The organism is Pigmentiphaga sp. NML030171 (assembly GCF_002188635.1).
Taxonomy (GTDB): Bacteria; Pseudomonadota; Gammaproteobacteria; order Burkholderiales; family Burkholderiaceae_B; genus Pigmentiphaga; species Pigmentiphaga daeguensis.
Genome location: NZ_NINX01000024.1, coordinates 234725 through 250430, shown reverse-complemented (window position 1 = coordinate 250430; position 15706 = coordinate 234725). Strand labels below are relative to the sequence as shown.

At 66.8% G+C, this 15706-nt stretch carries 12 protein-coding genes, 1 tRNA gene and 1 pseudogene; 8 read left to right on the top strand and 6 right to left on the bottom strand.

The features are described 5' to 3' along the window. The first annotated feature begins 73 nt into the window (after nucleotides 1-73). The 5 genes from CDO46_RS07385 to CDO46_RS07365 all read left to right on the top strand — a co-directional run bounded on the left by CDO46_RS07385 (nucleotide 74) and on the right by CDO46_RS07365 (nucleotide 5579). Nucleotides 74-1090: an ABC transporter substrate-binding protein gene (locus CDO46_RS07385; protein WP_176400675.1), complete on the top strand. Its 1017-nt coding sequence runs from the start codon at nucleotides 74-76 to the stop codon at nucleotides 1088-1090. Further along, nucleotides 1083-1889 carry an ABC transporter ATP-binding protein gene (locus tag CDO46_RS07380; protein ID WP_087837885.1) on the top strand — a complete coding sequence of 269 codons (807 nt, stop codon included), beginning with the start codon at nucleotides 1083-1085 and terminating at the stop codon, nucleotides 1887-1889. The genes CDO46_RS07385 and CDO46_RS07380 overlap by 8 nt, the downstream gene beginning before the upstream one ends. A 6-nt stretch (nucleotides 1890-1895) precedes the next feature. Further along, the gene (locus CDO46_RS07375; RefSeq protein ID WP_087837884.1) at nucleotides 1896-2660 is read left to right on the top strand and encodes an ABC transporter permease; all 765 of its coding nucleotides are present in this window, start codon (nucleotides 1896-1898) and stop codon (nucleotides 2658-2660) included. A gap of 19 nt (nucleotides 2661-2679) precedes the next feature. Next, entirely contained in the window at nucleotides 2680-4158 is a 1479-nt protein-coding gene (locus tag CDO46_RS07370) for an FAD-binding oxidoreductase (RefSeq protein WP_087837883.1), read from the top strand. A gap of 113 nt (nucleotides 4159-4271) precedes the next feature. Next, on the top strand, nucleotides 4272-5579 hold the full coding sequence (locus tag CDO46_RS07365; protein WP_087837882.1) for a cytosine permease: 1308 nt from the start codon (nucleotides 4272-4274) through the stop codon (nucleotides 5577-5579). 44 nt (nucleotides 5580-5623) lie between these two features. Here CDO46_RS07365 and CDO46_RS07360 read toward each other — a convergent pair whose 3' ends face one another. Together CDO46_RS07360 and rarD are read right to left on the bottom strand one after the other, a co-directional pair. Beyond that, nucleotides 5624-7249, bottom strand: coding sequence for a tannase/feruloyl esterase family alpha/beta hydrolase (locus tag CDO46_RS07360; RefSeq protein ID WP_087837881.1), 1626 nt, complete (start codon nucleotides 7247-7249; stop codon nucleotides 5624-5626). A 141-nt stretch (nucleotides 7250-7390) separates the two neighbouring features. After that, nucleotides 7391-8311 (bottom strand): EamA family transporter RarD, encoded by a 921-nt coding sequence (rarD, locus tag CDO46_RS07355; protein WP_087837880.1) that lies wholly within the window; start codon nucleotides 8309-8311, stop codon nucleotides 7391-7393. 187 nt (nucleotides 8312-8498) lie between these two features. On the opposite strand from rarD, the gene CDO46_RS07350 reads away from it, so the two are divergent. Continuing rightward, nucleotides 8499-8572 (top strand) — tRNA-Gly (locus CDO46_RS07350). 238 nt (nucleotides 8573-8810) lie between these two features. Next, nucleotides 8811-10664, top strand: coding sequence for an integrase arm-type DNA-binding domain-containing protein (locus CDO46_RS07345; protein WP_087837879.1), 1854 nt, complete (start codon nucleotides 8811-8813; stop codon nucleotides 10662-10664). 47 nt (nucleotides 10665-10711) lie between these two features. Here CDO46_RS07345 and CDO46_RS07340 read toward each other — a convergent pair whose 3' ends face one another. Next, nucleotides 10712-11338 (bottom strand): substrate-binding domain-containing protein, encoded by a 627-nt coding sequence (locus CDO46_RS07340; protein ID WP_031754972.1) that lies wholly within the window; start codon nucleotides 11336-11338, stop codon nucleotides 10712-10714. 106 nt (nucleotides 11339-11444) lie between these two features. Here CDO46_RS07340 and CDO46_RS07335 point away from each other — a divergent pair, with 106 nt between their 5' ends. Further along, nucleotides 11445-11744 (top strand): helix-turn-helix domain-containing protein, encoded by a 300-nt coding sequence (locus tag CDO46_RS07335; protein WP_003282197.1) that lies wholly within the window; start codon nucleotides 11445-11447, stop codon nucleotides 11742-11744. Between the two features lie 26 nt (nucleotides 11745-11770). Here the strand turns inward: CDO46_RS07335 and mobH are convergent. The 3 genes and pseudogenes from mobH to CDO46_RS07320 all read right to left on the bottom strand — a co-directional run bounded on the left by mobH (nucleotide 11771) and on the right by CDO46_RS07320 (nucleotide 15496). After that, nucleotides 11771-13622: pseudogene (gene mobH / locus CDO46_RS07330) on the bottom strand (MobH family relaxase). A gap of 202 nt (nucleotides 13623-13824) precedes the next feature. Continuing rightward, complete coding sequence (locus tag CDO46_RS07325; protein ID WP_087837878.1) at nucleotides 13825-14745, bottom strand: nucleotidyl transferase AbiEii/AbiGii toxin family protein; 921 nt, start codon at nucleotides 14743-14745, stop codon at nucleotides 13825-13827. Beyond that, the gene (locus CDO46_RS07320; protein WP_164926676.1) at nucleotides 14738-15496 is read right to left on the bottom strand and encodes a type IV toxin-antitoxin system AbiEi family antitoxin domain-containing protein; all 759 of its coding nucleotides are present in this window, start codon (nucleotides 15494-15496) and stop codon (nucleotides 14738-14740) included. Before CDO46_RS07320 ends, CDO46_RS07325 begins: the two co-directional genes overlap by 8 nt. Nucleotides 15497-15706: the final 210 nt, after the last annotated feature.

The following is a 15706-nucleotide window of genomic DNA, read 5'->3' as shown; positions in this document are numbered from 1 at the left end:
CACTTGCCGGCGGGATGCCTCCCGCGCCAGGCCTGGCCGCCGCGATGCCGGCGGCCGCAACTGGAGTCCTTTCATGAAACGTCGTGAATTCCTCGGCAGCGCGGCTGCCGCTGCCGCCACGCTGTTGCCGCTGCCGGGCCTCGTGTCCGTGGTGCACGCCCAGGGCAAGGGCAAGCTGACCTTCCTGACGCCGTCGTCGTTCTCGCTGGCCTTCTCGCCGGTGCTGTATGCATCGGTGGCCGGCTATTTCGCCAAGGAAGGCCTGGACCTGAAGATCGAGGCCGGGCGCGGCGCGGCCCAGGTCGTCCAGCTGACCGCGGCCAAGCAGGTGCAGACCGGCCGCACCGGCGGCGCCAACTACATGATGGCGCGCGTCAACAGCAATGCCCCGGTCATTGCCATCGCCACCATCGCGCAGCGTTCGCCGTTCGCGGTGATCTCGTCCAAGGACGCCCCGATCCGCACGCCCCAGGACCTGGCGGGCAAGGTCATCGGCGTGCAATCGGCGGGCGGCTCGATGGAGGCCACGCTCGACCTGATGCTGATGCGTGCCAAGATCGATCCCAAGTCGGTGCGCCGCGAGCGCGTTGCCGATTCGGCCGCGTCCTTCGGCATGATTCAGTCCAAGCGCGTGCAGGGCTTCCTGGGCAACGCCAGTTCCGCCATCCGGCTGACCGCCCAGAACTTCCCGGTCTCGACCATGCAGATGGACGACGGCGTGCCGGGGCAAGTCTACGTGGCCGAGGAAGCCGAACTGGCCGCCAACAAGGACGCCTACGTCGCCTTCCTGCGCGCCGCCTATCGCTCGGCCCGGGAACTGATCGCGATGGACGACGCGGCGCTGCAGAAGGCCGTCGCCCTGATGCGCGGCAAGTACGACATTCCCGGATCGGACAACACGCCGATCGCGCTGGCCGACATGCGCGCCAACCGCGAGCTGTGGGCGACCGCGAACCCCAAGCAGGTCCTGCGCTGCAACGAGGCGCAGTGGACCGAGGGCGAGTCGCTGCTGCGCCAGGCCGGCCTGCTCAAGCAGCCGACCACCAAGCCGCTGTACACCAACGACATCTGGGAGGCCGCCAATGGCTGACAACATCGTGCGCGCGGTACCGCCGGCCGGTAACGTGCACGCGCTGAACGCCGGCCGCGGACCGGTGGTCCGCGTGGACGGCGTGTCCAAGCGCTTCGACACCAAGTCGGGTACCGTCCAGGCCCTGGAGGGCATCCGCCAATCCATCGGCGCGGGCGAGTTCGTCGCCATCGTCGGGCCTTCGGGCTGCGGCAAGTCGACCCTGCTGCGCATCCTGTGCGGCCTGGAAGAGCCCACCGAGGGCCGGATCGACTGGGGCCGGGACGGCCAGGCGCCGCGCATGGGCGTGGCGTTCCAGGACCATCGCCTGCTGCCCTGGCTCAGCATCGAGCAGAACATCATGCTGCCGCGGCTCATGCAGGGCCGGGCCTCGGCCGCCGACGTCGATCGCGCGCTGGCGCTGTGCAAGCTGGTCGGCCTGACCGGTTTCGAGAAGCGCCGTCCGTCCGAGCTGTCGGGCGGCATGAAGCAGCGTGCCTCGGTGGCGCGCGCGCTGTTCACCGATCCCGAACTGCTGTTGCTGGACGAGCCGTTCGGTGCGCTGGATGCGCTCACGCGCGAGCAGATCACCGCCGATACCGAACGCATCTGGACCGAGCAGGGATTCGCCGCGCTGCTGATCACCCATTCGATCAGCGAAGCGGTGCACCTGGCCGACCGGGTGATCGTGATGTCGGCCCGCCCCGGCCGCGTGGTGGCCGAATTCAAGATCGACCTGCCGCGTCCCCGCACCGAAGCCCTGGGCTCGCCCGAGTTCGGCAAGCTGTGCAGCGACATCCGGAAAAAGCTGGAGCTCTGACCCGACATGAAACGACTCGCGCTACAAGTATCCGCCGTCGTGGCCTTCTTCCTGATCTGGAAGGGATACGTGCATTTCTTCGACGTCTCGCCGCTGGTGCTGCCGGCGCCCGAGCTGGTGGTGGTGGCCCTGTTCCGCCTGCTCGGTTCCACCGACACCTATTACCACCTGGGCATCACGCTGACCGAGTGCCTGGGGGGCTTCCTGTTCGCCATCGTGTTCGGCACCATCGTCGGACAGCTCCTGGGCCGCGTCGCCATTCTCGACACCGTGTTCAAGCCCTTCGTGATCGCCTTGCAGGTCACGCCCAAGGTCGCGCTGATCCCGCTGTTCATCCTGTGGTTCGGCTTCGGGCTGGAGTCCAAGATCATCGTCTCGGCGGTGCTGGCCTTCTTCCCCGTGTTCGCCAACAGCTACCTGGGCGCGAAATCGGTGGACCGCGGGCTGTCCGAGGTGTTCACCGTGGGCCGCGCTAGGCAATCGCGGCGCTTTCGCCTGCTGGTCATTCCCAGTTCGCTGCCCTATATCCTGACCGGGATGGAAATGGCCATCGTGCTGGCCATCATCGGCGCGGTGGTGGGCGAGTTCGTGGCCGGCACGCGCGGTCTGGGCTACCTGGCCACCATCAAGCTGCAGGAACTGGAGGTCGATACGCTGTTCGCGGTGGTGCTGCTGCTGGCGGCCATCGGCTTCTCGCTGTATTTTGCCGTCGGTTCGCTGCGCAAGATGATGATCCCCTGGCACGAGTCCGCCAACAAGGTCGCCATCTGATGTCCGGACATCGCCACTGATGCGGGCCCTGGACGAACTGCGGGCGGCGCTGGGCGACGAAGTCGTCCGCGCCGCGGCCGACATTCCCGAACGCCATCTGCGCGACTGGGTCGTGGCGGCGGGAGCCGGCGACGAGCCGCTGGCGCTGGCCCTGCCGCGTACGACCGACGAGGTCTCGCGCCTGCTGGCCTGCTGCTCCCGCCTGCGCGTGCCCGTCGTGCCGCAGGGCGGCCTGACCGGGCTGTCCGGCGGCGCCACGCCGGTGCGCGGCTGCGTGCTGTTGTCGTTGCAGCGCATGCAGGGCATCGAGGAAACCGATGCGCAGGCCGGCACGCTGACCGTGCTGGCCGGCACCCCATTGCAGCGCGTGCAGGAAGCGGCCGATGCGGCCGGCTGGCTGTTCCCGCTGGACATCGGCGCGCGGGGTTCGTGCAGCATAGGCGGCAACGCCGCCACCAACGCGGGCGGCAACCGCGTGCTGCGCTACGGCATGATGCGCGACCTGGTCCTGGGGCTGGAGGCGGTGCTGCCCGACGGTAGCGTCGTGTCCTCGCTCAACAAGATGCAGAAGAACAATGCCGGCTTCGACCTGAAGCAGCTGTTCATCGGCAGCGAGGGCGCCCTGGGCGTCATTACCCGCCTGGTGCTGCGCCTGGCGCCCCGGCCCGCCAGCCAGAACACCGCGCTGTGCGCGCTGGCCGATTACGCCGCGGCCAGCCGCCTGCTGCGCCTGGCCCGCGAGCGGCTTGGTCCGGCGCTGTCGGCGTTCGAGGTCATGTGGCCGGAGTTCTACGAACTGGCGCTGGCGCATGCCGCGCGCCAGGGGCGCGGGGCCGTGCCCTTGTCCCCGGGCCATGGGCTGTACCTGCTGGTCGAGTCCTCGGGCTTCGAGCCGGACAAGGACGTCGACCAGTTCACCGCCCTGATCGAGGCGGCCGTCGAGGAAGGACTGGTCGAGGATGCCGCGCTGGCCCGGTCGCTGCGCGACACCCAGGCCTTCTGGGAGCTGCGTGAATCCGGCAGCGACTTCCTGCCCGCGCTCGGGCCGCGCGTGGGGTTCGACATCAGCGTGCCCACCGGGCAGATCGGCGACTTCGTCCAGACCTGTCGCGAGCGGCTGCGCGCGCGCTGGCCATCTCTGCGCAACATCGCCTTCGGCCATGCCGGCGACGGCAACGTCCACTTCATCGTGCAGGTGGACGACCGGCCGCTGCCGGTGCATGAGATCGAGGAAACGGTCTACGGTTGCGTGCAGGCAAGAGGCGGTTCCATCGCTGCCGAGCACGGGGTCGGGCTGCACAAGCGGCCGTTCCTGCATTATTCCCGCTCCGCCACCGAAATCGCGCTGATGCGCACGATCAAGGCCGCGCTGGATCCGCTGGGGATCATGAATCCGGGGAAGGTGGTGGCGGGAGACGGCCAGCCGCACGCCCCGGCGTCTTGGGCGCGGCGGCCGGCGCCAGCCGCGCCGCCGTCGATGCTGGTGGCGCGACTATAGCGCCTGCCGGAAGGAGGAGTTGCCTGCCCCGAGCACTGTGCGCAGGCGCAGGTAGGGGGAAAGCGGCTTGTTCGCTATCATGGCCGGAGTGGCCTGGATTCGAGCGAACATTCATGACTGACGCGTCACCCTCCTCCGCCGGCAACGGCAACGAAGCGCTTGCCGCCGTGCCCGGCGAACTGCGTGTCTTCCAATGGCATGACCATGCCTCCCTCTGGTTCAGCCTGGGCGTGGGGCTGCTGGTCATGCAGATGGGCTCGTACCTGCTGCCGGCCCTGAGCCCTTCGCAAGCCTTGCTGGCCATCGTGCTGGGTTCCGTGCTGGGCGCGGGACTGCTTGGCTGGGTTGCGCAGATCGGCTGCCGCAGCGGCCTGTCCAGCGCCGGGCTGATGGTGGCTGTGTACGGGCGCAGCTTCGCGCGCCTGCCCATCCTTCTGAATATCGTGCAACTGCTGGGCTGGGGTGCGTTCGAGCTGGTGGTGATGCGCGATGCCACGGTCGCCGTGGGCCGCCATGGCGGCGCCATGACCGCCGGTTACTGGCCCTACCTGGCCACGCTGCTCTGGGGCGCGGTGATCCTGCTGCTCATCGGCGGCTCCATGGTGCGCCTGGTGCGCCGCATCGTCTCGCGGGTGGCCCTGCCGCTGGTGGTGCTTTCGCTGCTGTGGCTGAGCTGGCAGTTCCTGTCCATGGCGCACGGCCAGGGCCTGGCTGCCTTCTGGAACCGAAGCGGTTCGGGCGGCATGAGCGCGCTGTCCGCCCTGGATCTCGTGATCGCCATGCCCATCAGCTGGCTGCCCCTGGTGGCCGACTACGCGCGCCACGGCAAGAGCGGCCGTTCGGCGCTGACGGGCGCCTGGACCGGCTATGCCGTGGCCAACATCTGGTGCTACGGCCTGGGCGTGCTGGTCGCGCTGACGCTGCCCAGCCAGGACCTGATCATGGCCCTGCTGCAGGCCCAGGGCGGCCTGATCGCGCTGTCCCTGGTGCTGATCGACGAAGTCGACAACGCCTATGGCGACACTTATTCGGCTTCCGTGTCGGCGCACGGCATCGCGCCTCGCTGGAGCATCCGCCGCTGGGGGCTGCTGATCGCTTCAGCCTGCTGCCTGTTGGCGATGGTGCTGCCCATGCACAGCCTGGAGCCGTTCCTGCTCCTGCTAAGTTCCTGCTTCGTGCCCTTGTTCGGCGTCATGCTGGGCACCCTGGGCCTGGGCGCCGACGCCAACCGGCTGCTGCGGCAGGCGCCCGCGGTAAGGGTCAAGGCCGTGCTGATCTGGATCGGCGGCATTGCGTTCTATCATCTGCTGCCGCTCGCCAGCACCGCGCTGGGGTCGGCCCTTCCCACGCTGGCGCTGAGCTTCGGATTGGCCGTGTTGTTCATGCGCCGGCGGGAGCGGGCGGAACCCGTTCCCGCCTAGCGGGCTCCGAAGGCCGGGGCCGGGGCCGCGGCCCCGCGCGGCCCTTAGCGGCAGATGTAGCTCGCCGCATCATCCGGGTCGCCCGTTCCCCGATAGGCCGCCTGTTTGGGATAGGCGCACAGCGGACGGGTTCTTCGTACCGATCCTTCCGCCATGCGCGAGGCGACGAAGTCGTCCGGCGGCTTGCCTTGTTCCACCCACCGGTCCATGAGAGCCAGAATGTCGCGGCTCGGATCCGGAGCCGCATCTCCATCCGCGCGCAAGGTGGTGGCGCCGGGGCCGCCGCTGCAGTGGCCCATGCCGGGAACCAGGAAGAGCCGGTAGAACTCATCGAGCGCGGCCTGGGTTCCTTGCGCGGCGAGTACGCGATCGTAGTAGCCGATGCTGTCGTAGGCACTGACCACCGGGTCGCTCCAGCCGTGGTAGACCATCAGCTTGCCGCCCCTGGACTTGAATGCCGACAGGTCGGCGCTGGTCTGGTCGACCAGTGGCGCGATCTTCGCATACGCGTACGAAACGTCGCGGTCGAAATCGAATGTCCACCAGTTCCACTGCGGATCGTCGAAAACCCAGTAGCGCCAGAAATCGGCCCGCACCGGTTCGGTCGATCCCATGTAGCCCGACCAGCCCGACTCGCTGCCTACCGGCCAGCCGGGATAGAGCTGGGCCTTCGTACGGGGGTTGCGCGGACCCTGGTAGATATTCCGAGCGGCGCCAAGCTGGTCGGACGTCAGGCAGTCCGCGGCATCGCCGGCGGTGCACAGCAGGCTGGCGACGTCGAACTTGTCCGCGGTGCACGCGCGAGGATCGTCGATGACGCCGTCCGCCACGCCATCCAGCGTGTCGCACGCCGCGACGGCGCGATCCGTGATGAGCCGCAGTTTGGCCGGCGTCAGGAACTGCGTGAGGTTGTCGTTGGCCGGACGGTTGGAGCGGAAGCGCCACATGAACTCGATGTTCAGGGCCGTGCGGTTATTGCCCGGCGCGCCGGCGATGATGCCGTCGAAATCCTCGGGGTAGCGCTGCGCCTCGGCGAATCCCTGGTGGCCGCCCGTGGAGCATCCCAGGTAATAGGCCCGACGGGCCGCCGTGCCGCGCAGCTCGGTCAGCAACTGCTTGCCGGCGACCGTGATCGCGTTGATCGACCGTGAGCCCCAATCGATGATTTTCTCGGGATTGCTCACACCCCACAGCATGTCTTCGGTCTGATGGCCGGTATCGCCGCCCAGGACGGCATAGCCTTGCCGCATGGCGTAGGCCATGTCGCCGTAGCTCAGCGCCGGGCTGTAGCCGCCATTGCCGGTCGCGACCAGCTTGCCGTTCCAGGATGCGCCTTCGGGCACCCAGAGCTGGAAATTGATCCGCGAACTGGCCGTGGGCGTGGCCACGGCGTCGATGCGGCAGAACGCGGGAACATCATTCAGGTCCTGGCGACTGTCGGAGGGGCGATAGGTGCCGGCGGGAACGGACGATACCGCCGTGATGCGCGCCGCGGGGATCCTGACATCGGCGAAGCTTTCCAGCTGGCAGGCGCGGGCAGCGGGCCCCGGCGGGGCGGGCGGCGTTCCGCCGCCGCCGCTGTCACCGTCGCCGCCACCGCAGGCCGCGAGCGAGGCGGCCAGGGCAAGCGCGAGAGGCAATGCGGCGCGTGCGGGAAGGGGGTATCCCATGACTTCTCCTTTGGTGTGGCGCCGCGCTCGTTGTCGATCTTGTGCGTGCGGCGAAATGGTGCGGAGCCTTCTTGTCCGCCGCACTCTATGCCAGGAGATTTCATTTGGGAATCCGAAAATTTACATGAATTGATCGATTGTTCAGGACAGTCGAGACGACGGATGATGACGTGCCAAGGCGATCCCTCCCTCGGCCACCAGGACCAGCACCGCCATCCAGATAGCCAGATAGGTCGGCCACTGCGCGGGAGCAATGGATTCGCCCAGCACTCCCGCGGCGACGACGACCAGCAGGACCGGCTCCACATAGATCAACAGGCCGAACAGCGTCACGTTCAGCTTGGGCGCCGACAGCGCCTGCAATCCCAGCGCCGAGGCACTGATGATGCCCAGGCCCAGGATGAGCCATGGCAGGCCGGGCGGCGCGTCCGCCGGCAGCGCATAGCCGCCCTGCAGGACGAAGAACACGCTGACGGGAAGGCCCAGCGTCATGTCCAGCCACAGCGACCCCAGGGTATTGGTATGGGTGGCGCGGCGCAGCCAGAAATAGCCCGGGTAGCCCAGGCACACCAGCAGCGCGGGCCAGGAAACGGTACCGACGATCGCCAACTGATAGACGATGCCCGCGAGCGCCAGTCCCCCGGCCAGCAGTTGCATCCGGCTGATGCGCTCCTTGAAGACAAGCCGTCCCAGCGCGACCATCGCGATCGGCAGCAGGAAATACCCCAGCGACACGTCGAGCCCGTGGCCGTTGACCGGCGCCCACATGAACAGCCAGAGCTGCGCGCCGAGCAGGGTCGCCGACAGCACGCGCTGCGCCCAGAAGAACCGCTCGCGGCGCACGCGCGCGGCAAGCTGGCGGATCTCATGCCAGCGCCCCATGGCCAGGACGAGCAGCGTCAGCGCCGGAACGGTCAGCAACATGCGCCAGCCGTAGATGGCCGCACCGTCCAGGGGGCGCAGCAAGGTGGTGTACGCGGACATCAGCGCGAACAGCGCCGAGGAGGCGACGTTGAGCAGGACGCCGGTGGAGGTGTTGACGGGGGAGGGCGGGGCGGTCATCGGGATGGATAGGGCGCAGGCAGGGGATGCCGCGTGGTGGGGCGTCCAGGCAAGTGAGAATAACTACAATCTACAATATGAGGGCTTGCCCCTTATTTGCCGGCCTTCGAATTCGGGCTTAGAATTGCAGTCCTGCCGCGTCTGGCGGTAGTGCCTTCCGTCCAGGCGGTCAGCCCGGGCATCCAAGGCGGGTGTAGTTCAATGGTAGAACGGCAGCTTCCCAAGCTTCATACGAGGGTTCGATTCCCTTCACCCGCTCCACTGCATCATTCTGCGGACTTCCGCAGAAGTCCAAGAGAGTCTGCAAGTCGTTGCCGCACAAGGACTTTTCCTCTCTTTGACGTTCTGCCGTGGTCCACTGCGATCCGCCTACAGTCGGGACTTTTAAGTCCACAAACAAGTCCATTTTTGCGGGCGCAGCTGGTTCCGGATTGTTGATGGAGGGGCGAGGTCGACGTGACCAGCATCTGGTTCCTGACTCATGTTCAGGAGCAAGAGCATGGCACTCTCAGACCTGGCCGTTCGACAGGCCAAGGCAACAGGCAAGGCATACACCCTCCCTGACTTGGATGGCCTCTCCCTGGCCGTCACGGCTGCAGGGGGCAGGACTTGGCACTTCCGCTACTACTGGGCGGGCAAGCAGAAGCGGATGTCGCTCGGCACCTACCCGGAGGTGACGCTTCGCGAGGCCCGCAGCCTACGCGACGAAGCGCGCGCCCTGCTAGCCAAAGGCACCAATCCTCGCGTTCACCGCAAGCAGAAGCGCACTGCTGTCCGGCTCGCCGACGAAAACACCTTCGAGGCGGTGTATCGCAAGTGGCTCAAGCATCGCGGGCTCAGCCTCAAGGAAGGCCGGCAGACGACCCTCTCGATACTTCCGCGCATCTTCGACAAGGATGTGCTGCCCGCCTTGGGCAAGCGGTCGGTCTATGAGATCAAGCGTCCCGACCTCTTGGAGGTGATCGCCAAGATCGAGAAGCGCAAGGCGCTCTCCGTCGCCGAGAAAGTCAGGACGTGGTTCAACCAACTGTTCCGCTACGCGCTGGTGATCGTGCCGGGCCTGGAACAGAACCCCGCCTCCGATCTCGATGTGGTGGCGCTGCCACTGCCACCCGTCAATCACAACCCGTTCCTGCGCATGGCCGAGCTGCCGAAGCTGTTGCAGCGGCTACGCAGCTATCGCGGCAGGCGGCAGACCCAGCTCGGGCTGCGGCTATTGCTGCTGACCGGCGTGCGAACCGGAGAGCTGCGACAGGCGACGCCGGATCAATTCGATCTGGACCGTGGGCTGTGGATCATCCCGCCCGACGTCGTGAAGCAACTCCAGTTGGATATGCGCAAGAAGCGGCAACAGCCAAAGGACATCCCGCCCTACATCGTGCCGCTGTCGATTCAGGCCATGGAGATCGTCCGGCACCTGCTGGATGAGTTCAAGCCGGCCCAGCGCCACCTGTTCCGGCACGACAGCGACTTGAAGAAGCGCATCAGCGAGAACACGCTCAATGGTGCGCTCAAGCGCATGGGCTATCAGGAACGCCTGACGGGACACGGTATTCGCGGCACGATGTCCACTGCGCTCAACGAGATCGGCTACCCGAAGGTCTGGGTGGATGCACAGCTCTCGCATGTCGATCCCAACAAGGTCAGCGCGACCTACAACCATGCCGAGTACGTGGAGCAGCGTCGCCGCATGATGCAGGACTGGGCCGATCGGCTCGACCTCTTCGAGCAGAACCAGGTCGAGGCGGCCAGCATGCCGCTCACCGTGCATCTGGAAGGCGTGCCCGCATTCCCGAGTGAGCAAACCGCAAGCGCCCCCTCTACGCCGGTTGCCGCTTCGCCAATCCTGCTCGTGACGAAGCCGGGCGACGCCATGCCGTTGGTTTCTGCCGCCGCACATCGGCTGCCGGCGGTTCCGCCCCCTCGATCGGCCGCGCCGCTGGTGCCTTCGGACATTCAGCGCGAGAGGATGGAGCTGTTCGATGTCTTCGAGGCGCCGCACAACCTTCCCGTCGCGGCGTTTGCCAAGATGGCGGGCAAATCCCGCAGGTGGATCAGCTACGAGATCAAGGCGGGCAACTTGCTGGCGTTGAACGTAGGCAACCGCGGCCAGCGCGTGCCGGACTGGCACCTCGACCCACTCAAGCACGAGCTGATCCAGTCCGTCCTGAAGTTGACCAGGGGTGCGGACCCTTGGCAGATCTACCATGCACTGCTGCAACCGCGCTCGATGCTGCGGGGGCATTCGGCACTGGAGGGCGTGACGGCCAGCAATCTCGACAAGCTCGTCATGGCAGTGAGCACAGCCGTGAAGGAAAGCGAATGGACCCCGCCGCGAGTCGGGGTCGCATAGCAGCAGGAATGCGGGATCGTGGCGAAACCGCGATTCCCGCGCGTCTGTCAGGACACCAAGCGCGCGCGGCGGGCGAATCTTGCCTGGGTGTCCGACAAGGAAGCGTTGCGGCGCAGCAGGTAAGCCATCACGATCGTTGGTGCGCCGGCCAGCGGCCGCACGGCGATGCCTCGGCGTAGGTAGCTCGCCAGTCTCGCGGCAGGCGCAATGGCGATCCCGTACCCGGCGGCAACCAGCGTCATCGCCACATCGAATGTCTCCACCGTTTGCTCCCGCTCCTGCAGCGCGTTCTCGAACACGCGCTGCACGGTCATGCGCCATGGTTCATCGGCCGTGGACTGCGAGCAGATCAAGGGCTGCTTGAGCACTTCCTCGCACGGCACTTCACGGTAGGCCAGCAGGTGGGAGCGCTTGGCCACGGCGACCGCCAGCGTGTCATGCCACAGCGGCTCGCATACCCAGCCAGGCCACTGCCGGGCAACCGCAGACAAGGCGAAGTCGAAGCCGTCGCCCGGCAGCTCCGCGCCTCGAACGGGATCTGTCCATCCGGCCAGGACGGCATGGGTCTCCGGCTCTTCGGCACGCTGCAGGGCGAGCACGTCGGCGAGCTGGGGAGGCACCCATTCGCCGAGGACGGCCATGCGAATTTCGGCGGTGATGTCACTCGATTCCACGTCCAGCTCCCCCAAGGCGGTGAACTCGTGGCAACTGATCTCGAAGCCGTTGAATGAGTTAAGTTTAACGTGGTTTAAATCGTGACCGTGTTCGACGCTCTTGGCAATGCCAAAGCGTTCGATCCAAAGGGGCCGCCCCACCGGCACCACTACCTACGAAGCGGAACCAGCCATCGCGTTTGGGGCTGCCGTGCGGGAAGAAAGAACCAACCAGGGTATAGCTCAGGAAACGCTGGCCCACATGGCCGGCATCGAACGGTCGCACATGGGCAAGATCGAGCGCGGCGAGCATGTCCCCACGCTCCCTCTCATCCTCAAGATTGCCCGTGCGCTGAAATGCAGTTCCGCCCACTTGATGACTCTGACCGAAGCCAAGCTGGCGGAGTCGGCCCCATCCGCAGATTGAAGCCGGCCCGCACAGCGGTCGCATGCCTACGCCTGATCGTCGTCCTTGCCCCCAAGGGCTGAATCTTCGCGCTTTGCGGCCTCGTTGAGGAGCCGCAGGTATGGGTTGTCTGGCGGCGTCTCCTGGAACAGCGTATCCGGGCTGACGAGCAGGTAGCCGTGCAGCCGGCGCGACTTGCGCGGCCCCGTGACTTCGCAGGTCCAGATGTTCAGCCCGCTCGGCTGCTTGCGGTGCTGTCCCAGCTTCTCGAAGCGCTTCTGTACCCACTGCCACCCCTCCAGCTTCTCCTGCTTGGCCAGCGCGGCGACTTGAAGGTACTCCTGCGCGTAGCGCTGGAACACGCCGGGGCTGACGAGATAGGTCGTGCCGGCGACGGTATGCACCAGGGCCTTGGCGTCGTTGATGATGAGCTTGCGCGTCTGGATGCTCTGGCGCAGCCAGGCCATGAAGTGCGCCCCGGAGGGCTCCGTGCGATCCTGGGAAGGCGCGAGGCTCATCTGTGGCGTGGGGCACGGTCGAAGGGGCCGGCTCGGGCTCGGCGACAGGACAACTCGGGGTCTCCGGTGTTGTGGGCGGAGCGGTGTCGCCGAGCAGATCGAGCAGCGCGGCCACGCCGGTGTCCGTGGCTATGGATGCGATCGGCGCCGTGCTCGCGGGTGCAGCTTCGGTACCTTCCACGCGCGGCCCATCGGCCACCGCCGGCGCTAGCGGCGGCGGCTCCGCCTGTTCCTCTTCGACCTGCACACGGCCTGCGAACGGCGCCGGCCGGTCGGCGGCATCCCAGATCATCGCCGGCGAGAGTTTCAGGAAGGTGAAGGCGTGCGACCAGCCGGTTTCGCTCGTAATGGTCGCCCGCCAGATCGCCTTGCCATCCGGCGTCGGTTGCACGATGCCGTGATCCTGCAGCACGTTGAACACCGCCGTGTTGCTCGCCGGGATGCCGTCGATGCCCTGCGACAGCAGATGGGCGCGCAGCTTGTCGGAGACGGTCTTGCTCACCAGCCACAAGGCGTCTTGTGTCAGCCAACCGTCCGCCGGTCCGGCCTGGTTCAACTTGAACGCTTCCTTGAGCAGGTAGCGCAAGCCGTCGAGCAATTTGCGTTGCAGCGCATGTTTGGGCGCCGCCAGCGCCTTGCTGGGATCGCCGCCGAGTTCCTGGGCGACCGATGCCTGGTCGGCCTGCACGACCAGTTCGCCGAGCGTGCCGGCATGCTCGTACTGGCCGGCCAGCACGTACAGCAGCGCGGCCCAGAGGTCGGGATAGCCGCTGAGCCAGTCGAAGATGTCCCGATCGAGAAGGCGCGCGTAGAGCAGCCCGGTGGCGGCGCTGTGCAGGCGGTACTCACGCTCCTTTCGGTAACGGAAGCGGTAGGGCTTTCGCAGCGGGCCGTGCCAGGGATGCCAAACGCTGCCGTCGGCATGCTCGACGTGCAGATCGACCGCAATCTTGCCGATGTCGTGCAGCAGGGCCGCGTAGGCCGTGCCTGCGGTCCAGGCCTCGGCCTGGGCCGCCTGTGCCTCCGGCGTGACGCCCGCAGGCAGCAGGTATGACTGCCGCAATTTCAGCGCATAGGCGACGATCTCCAGGCCGTGGTCCAGCATGCCGCCCGGATAGGCGTGGTGGTGGCTCTCGGAGGCCGGGAACTGCTGGACCAGCTCGGCGTAGCGTTCCAGTGGGGCGAGGTAGAGCGTGGCGAACTGTCGGCGCGAGAGCGATGTGCGCTGCCAGATGTGCTCCAGCAGTTTCTGCCGACGCGGCGTGGCCAGCAGCGATGCGGCCGACTCCGGCCGCATCAACCCTTTCGGAGTTTCGATGGCGGAGGTGGGCGGTGTGCCGGTGGTGGGTGGCACCCGTTTGCGCTGGAACAGCGAGAGCATGGCGAACCCCGGATGACGGGCTGCTCGGGGCGCCTTTTGGCCTTTTCAGGATAGGGCCTTTCCCCTTGGCACCCTTCCTTTGCCCCTTCCCAGCCCTTTGGCCTTTGTCGGAAGCCTTTGGGTATAGGGCCGCTGCTTCGCGGGTGCCACGATGAATGCGGCATGGGGCAATCCCGGCAAGTGGGGCGCTGCGGGATGTTCGTCAGCTCTGGCCCAAGCCGGTGTCGAGGGCGGCGGATTGCGCTGCGAAGTCGTCGGGACGGCGCTTGCGGAAGGTTTCGAGATTGGCGAGCTTCCAGCGCAGTGCCGGCAGTTGCGCGGCGTGCTGGCACTGCACCAGCGACCAGTCCGGTTCTGCGCGCGCCAGCCCGCTCAGAAACTGCTTGTGCGCGGTGCTCAGTCGCCGTGGCAGCTCGCGCCGCAGCGTGGCGCGAGCGTCGAGCAGTGTCTCCAGGGAGCAGTCCACTTCGGTCATGCCGACAAAGGCCCGCTCGTACTCGCCGGCGATGTCCTTGTCGTTGCCGAACAGCACTTCGTGGGGTGGCCGGTTGTGACCCGCCAAATAGACCACGAAGCACTCGACCATGCCGTCGCTGATGTCGCCCGATTCGTAGAGCTGCCACACGTCGAACAGGTCGCGGGGGTGCTGTCGATCCAGCGCGGCCACCAGCTTGCTGGCGTACAGCTCGTCCGGTGCCAGAACCGGCAGCTCGAACTCGACGCCGAACAGATCGCTGGTCTTGGCGCTCAGCGGCCGCCGCTCGACGGGCAGCACGCTGCCGCGGAACACGACATTGACCTCGATCTTCACCTGGCTGGCGTCGTTCTCGACGATCAGCTTGGTGTCTCCCAGGTCCTTGGCGCGAACCAGGCGTGTCTGCACGCCCAGTGGCGCAACGCGCGTGGCGATGGCGGCCAGCTCCTGGTTGATGGCTTGCAGCGCTTCGTCGCGCGGCGTCTGCCACGGGAGGTACACCACGTCGATGTCCACCGACAGGCGCGGCATGTCCCGCACGAAGAGGTTGATGGCCGTGCCGCCCTTCATGGCGAAGATGTCGTTGGCGAACACATCGGGCGCGACGGCCAGCAGCAGGCGAACGGTGTCCGCGTAGGTCTTATCCATGAGGTCTCAGGCTCAGCAAGGTGCCGTCATCGAGCCGGCTCATCCAGCGCGTGTTGCTGCCGGTGCGAACCGGGTACTGCTCCAGCAGGGCATCGACATCCACGAGGCTGGTCTCGCGCGCCCAGGTGAGGAACAGGCGCACGGCCTTCACGCTGGCGCAGCAGGACAGCAGTTGCCCGAGCAAGTCCTTGCGGGGGGAACGCAGTCCATCAAAGATGTTGCGGGCCTCTTCGAGGCTCTGCTTGACGCCGGCTTCGTACAGCAGCTCCAGAACGGCTCGCTCGGAGGCAGCCACCCGCAGATCCTCGGGCAGGCCAGGCGGCGTGGTCAGGGTCTTGCTGGCCAGCGCCGTGTCCGGCCAGTCGAACAGGCGGGCGTGGACGTAGCGGGCCGGAAAGCGCGAGGTGAACCAGGCCGGCAACGCGAAACGACCGTCGCCCCACAGCACCAGCGTCTCCCGGCTGCCCAGGTTGTGCCGCACGCCCTGCAGGGCCAGGGCGCTCTTGCCGCCAACGTGCAGGCCGGGCACGCGCTGTTGCAGGAACTTCAGCGCACCGTAGACCCCGAATTCATCGTTCGGGAAGGCATAGACGCCGTGGGCCAGGCGCACGAGCCACCCGCCGTCGGCATAGTGGGCGGCGAGCTGGGGCGACACCCCGAACTGGCTCAGGGTGGCAAGGTCGAACGGCGCCCCGCGGGGGAGTCCCGCCTGCAGCCGCTTGATTACCTGGTGCCTAGAATTTCCATCCATGTTATAAAAATAACACAGAATCAAATCGACCCCTAGAGCCATTGCAAGAACGTGCATGGAAAGTAGTATAAGGTTTGATTTATCGTGCAGAATCTAATCGACCTGCGACCCGAGCCAACCCGGCTCTGCCGGCCGCAACCCGCCCTCCTGATCGCGGTCTATGCTGGAGGGCAGGCCACGACCGGCCGCTCCGCGAGGTGAGGCACCACT

Excerpts from the sequence above, each read along its gene's own strand:
- CDO46_RS07385 (WP_176400675.1), top strand. The coding sequence starts at position 74 with ATGAAACGTCGTGAATTCCTCGGCAGCGCGGCTGCCGCTGCCGCCACG.
- CDO46_RS07380 (WP_087837885.1), top strand. The coding sequence starts at position 1,083 with ATGGCTGACAACATCGTGCGCGCGGTACCGCCGGCCGGTAACGTGCAC.
- CDO46_RS07375 (WP_087837884.1), top strand. The coding sequence starts at position 1,896 with ATGAAACGACTCGCGCTACAAGTATCCGCCGTCGTGGCCTTCTTCCTG.
- CDO46_RS07370 (WP_087837883.1), top strand. The coding sequence starts at position 2,680 with ATGCGGGCCCTGGACGAACTGCGGGCGGCGCTGGGCGACGAAGTCGTC.
- CDO46_RS07365 (WP_087837882.1), top strand. The coding sequence starts at position 4,272 with ATGACTGACGCGTCACCCTCCTCCGCCGGCAACGGCAACGAAGCGCTT.
- CDO46_RS07360 (WP_087837881.1), bottom strand. The coding sequence starts at position 7,249 with ATGGGATACCCCCTTCCCGCACGCGCCGCATTGCCTCTCGCGCTTGCC.
- rarD (WP_087837880.1), bottom strand. The coding sequence starts at position 8,311 with ATGACCGCCCCGCCCTCCCCCGTCAACACCTCCACCGGCGTCCTGCTC.
- CDO46_RS07345 (WP_087837879.1), top strand. The coding sequence starts at position 8,811 with ATGGCACTCTCAGACCTGGCCGTTCGACAGGCCAAGGCAACAGGCAAG.
- CDO46_RS07335 (WP_003282197.1), top strand. The coding sequence starts at position 11,445 with ATGCCAAAGCGTTCGATCCAAAGGGGCCGCCCCACCGGCACCACTACC.
- CDO46_RS07325 (WP_087837878.1), bottom strand. The coding sequence starts at position 14,745 with ATGGATAAGACCTACGCGGACACCGTTCGCCTGCTGCTGGCCGTCGCG.
- CDO46_RS07320 (WP_164926676.1), bottom strand. The coding sequence starts at position 15,496 with ATGGATGGAAATTCTAGGCACCAGGTAATCAAGCGGCTGCAGGCGGGA.